Origin of the sequence: Desulfosporosinus sp. I2, from assembly GCF_000960765.1 — a bacterium.
Taxonomy (GTDB): Bacteria; Bacillota; Desulfitobacteriia; order Desulfitobacteriales; family Desulfitobacteriaceae; genus Desulfosporosinus.
Window position 1 is genome coordinate 1 of the sequence record NZ_JYNH01000240.1, and the last position, 3,274, is coordinate 3,274.

Consider the following 3,274-nt stretch of genomic DNA (forward strand, 5'->3'; position numbering starts at 1 on the left):
GGAGACCCCCCCTTTCAATGACATTTTGAAAGTAAAGAAGGTAAAGCCTGAAGCGGTTCGTAACTTAAATAAGTTCTTGACCAAGAGATTAGAGCGGATCGCTACCATGATGGAACTGCTGACTGAAGCCCATGATGACTGGGCGATCACGGGTAAAAAGGATTATATCCTCCTGGAAACCGAAACCTATGATTTTAACGATGCTATCAAGATTTTAAAAGAACAAGGATTTGATGGTAGCGAATTTATCCTAAAAGTTGAATATACCCGTAAATGGGGAGTCTTGTAAATTCCGGGGATACAACAATCAAAAGGAGTCCTCCTTCACGAACCAAAAGTGGAGGAGGACACTTTTTTTTGTTGTTACTGCAGCTTTACCGATACGAATATAAGACATTTTGGCATGACAATTTGGCATAAGTGACAAATTGTCATGATCTATCCGTTAATTAAAACCTCTTCTCGAAGGGCTAAAACGTTCTATTTACGCTAGTTTTCACAAGAACAGGTACTTGGCATAGTTATTGCTTATATTGTCATAGGAGAATTAAAATAATGAACTCAATGAGTCTTCACAAAGGGGATGAATAGTTATGTCTTGATGAAGAATATGGAATGCGGTTACCTTGGGAAGGTAGTTTAAGGAAATTTATCATGAGGAGGCTATCATTATGGCACAAGTTGAATTAAAAAAACCAACTTTACCCTCAGGTGGTTGGTCGGATCTTTTGAAAAAAGAAGATTATTGGGCTGTCTGGCTGGGACTTGGAGTAGTCGTAGCAGCAATATTACTGTGGCTCTCAGGAAATACGTTTATGAAATGGGTAGCGATTAGTGTACCGAGTTACTCGGATTTTGGCAAGGCAACAAGTTATGTCAGCACTCATATTGGTGCTATCTTTGGTCTATATTTATTCTTTCTTCTCTTGTTTGCCGGTGCAGTAAAGGTTCTTGGTCACAAATTAAGTCAGTTCATTCCAGGATTCACGGTTTTGTTCATAATGAGCCTCGTCGTCACAGTTGTGGGTTCTTGGGATGTTATGAAAAAGTATAACCTGGAGGCACCGCTTCTCGCTCTTGCAGTCGGACTCATCATTGGTAACTTTGTTAAGCTTCCCAAATTTATGGATACCTCTCTAAGGACTGAATTCTTTGTTAAAACTGGTATTGTACTTATGGGGGCGACCCTTCCTTTCACTCTTATAATGCAGTCTGGCCCGATGGCATTCCTTCAAGCAACTATCATCGCGGTAACCACGTATCTCACCATTTACTGGGCTGGAACTCGTCTCTTTGGATTAGATAACCGTTTCTCTGCCACCCTCGCAGCTGGCGGATCGATTTGCGGTGTGTCCGCTTCGATTGCCATCGGAGGTGCAGTTAAAGCAGAAAAACAGCATGTTTCGATTTCTATTTCCCTAGTCATCGTGTGGGCGATCGTCATGATCTTTGCCCTCCCAATATTTATTAAAGCTTTGGGAATTGCTCCCGGTCCAGCCGGAGCATGGATTGGAACCTCAGAGTTCGCCGATGCTGCAGGAATGGCAGCGGCAGCATCTATTAATGAGCAAGCAATTAAAACCTTCACATTAATGAAAGTCGTTGGGCGTGACATGTTCGTTGGAATCTGGTGTTTTATCATGGCTTTTATCTCCATCACAAAATGGGAGAAGAGACATGATGGAACCAAACCAAATGCAGGTGAGATTTGGACTCGTTTCCCAAAATTTGTCTTAGGATTCTTTGTCGCTTCTATCATCATCACAGTGTTAGTTGCTAGTGTTGATGCTGCGACATCAAAAGCAATTACGGCCCAAGTTATTGGCCCCATAAAGGAATTAAGAGGTTGGGCCTTCATTTTCACCTTCCTTTCAATCGGCTTAACCACTCGATTCAAAGATCTTACCTCTGTGGGCTGGAGACCTTTTGCAGCGTTTACCACAGGTGTCTTAGTTAACGTACCACTCGGTTATCTCCTTTCAGTAGTCGTGATGGGCGGCTACTGGGCAATGGTAAAGTAATTAATAAACTGATCGAATCTAATCGCAAGAAGCCTTCCGCACGGTGGGCTTCTTGTTGTATATCAAAACCGTTATGTTCACCAACGTGACAATAAATCCAATAATATTAGCAATATTATTGCGATAGAATATGTGACCAAGACAGGAAAGCAAAAATCAAGGATTCTGTTGATAATAGGACTCTTAGGGTCTAAAATGTTCAACTCTAGCTCCTCCTCATCCTACAAATAATCACCGTTTAACTAATTCAGCTTTCTATAAAGTATATAACAAGACTGTTCAAGTTTATGTCGAATTGAGTCTATCCTGAAAACGGATTACTAGGGCCAACTTCCGTTGTTTATGAAACCCTTTGCAAGGATATTTGACTAACAAAAATTCGTAAACTCATGCTACACTAGGAGTACCACACGTAGTTATTAGACAGTATAAGCCTGCAAAAGATTGGATGGGGGCCAAATGTTGAAAAAAAGCTCAATTCCCTGGTGGATGCGCATTAAAGTTCACTTTCTTTTATTTGGTGTCACCATGTCCGTTCTTCCTCTGTTCTTTCTCGGGTATTTAGGCTTTACCTCTGTGCGACAAAACCTGCAAAAAGATATTTATGAACAAAACTTTGAGCAGGTAACAGTACTTGCCCATGAAATGCGGGACTTCATCATAAATCTTGAGAACAGTTTAACTCTTACTAAGGCTACAAGCGCCCACGCTCTCGTTGGGAAAGAAGAAACGTCACGTCAGATTATATTAGAAACACTTTTGCAAAAAGAGTCTTTTATCGAAGAAATTAAAGTTGCAGATCAGGGTTTTAACGTCCTCGATCAAATCGATCGCCAAGAAACAAATTCTCCTTTATCCTCGACAGCAAAACTTGAAAACCTGATACCCTTGGGAAAGTCCTCAGCTATGAGTGAAGTGTTCTACTCCAGTGACAAGAGCCCGGTGGTCTATTTAACGGTAGCCGTTCAAGACCCCCATAACTAGCAATCGAATCGGATATCTCCAAGCTAAGGTTGACTTAAAGGGGCTCTTTACCCGATATGCTAATATACGGTTGGGTGAGGGAGAGTACGTATTTTTAGTGGACCAAGTTGGAAATTTAATGGGTAATACTGACTCCAGTCTCGTTTTACATCATGAAATACAGCAAGATCCAGCAGTTCAAAGTTTTCTGGAGGGAGAGGATTTTTCCCCAGGCAGTGAAATATAAAAAATCTAGATGGCGTACCCGTTATAGGGGCCTTTGCTTCCGT

At 41.4% G+C, this 3,274-nt stretch carries 4 protein-coding genes; 3 read left to right on the forward strand and 1 reads right to left on the reverse strand.

What is annotated here, in order from left to right; genetic code table 11:
• The 3 genes from UF75_RS25110 to UF75_RS25120 form a co-directional block, all read left to right on the forward strand.
• The coding region (locus UF75_RS25110) for a hypothetical protein (RefSeq protein ID WP_045577250.1) at window positions 1-289 on the forward strand (289 nt) is incomplete at its 5' end.
• Window positions 290-671: 382 nt separating this feature from the next.
• Window positions 672-2,021 carry a putative sulfate exporter family transporter gene (locus UF75_RS25115; RefSeq protein WP_045577251.1) on the forward strand — a complete coding sequence of 450 codons (1,350 nt, stop codon included), beginning with the start codon at window positions 672-674 and terminating at the stop codon, window positions 2,019-2,021.
• Window positions 2,022-2,480: 459 nt separating this feature from the next.
• Window positions 2,481-3,005 (forward strand): hypothetical protein, encoded by a 525-nt coding sequence (locus UF75_RS25120; RefSeq protein ID WP_242860427.1) that lies wholly within the window; start codon window positions 2,481-2,483, stop codon window positions 3,003-3,005.
• 59 nt (window positions 3,006-3,064) lie between these two features.
• Here UF75_RS25120 and UF75_RS30590 read toward each other — a convergent pair.
• Window positions 3,065-3,274: hypothetical protein (locus UF75_RS30590; RefSeq protein WP_242860428.1), on the reverse strand; the 210-nt coding region annotated here is incomplete at its 5' end.

Bases quoted from the DNA above. Each gene is read 5' to 3' on its own strand.
- UF75_RS25115 (WP_045577251.1), top strand. From the start codon at position 672: ATGGCACAAGTTGAATTAAAAAAACCAACTTTACCCTCAGGTGGTTGG.
- UF75_RS25120 (WP_242860427.1), top strand. From the start codon at position 2,481: ATGTTGAAAAAAAGCTCAATTCCCTGGTGGATGCGCATTAAAGTTCAC.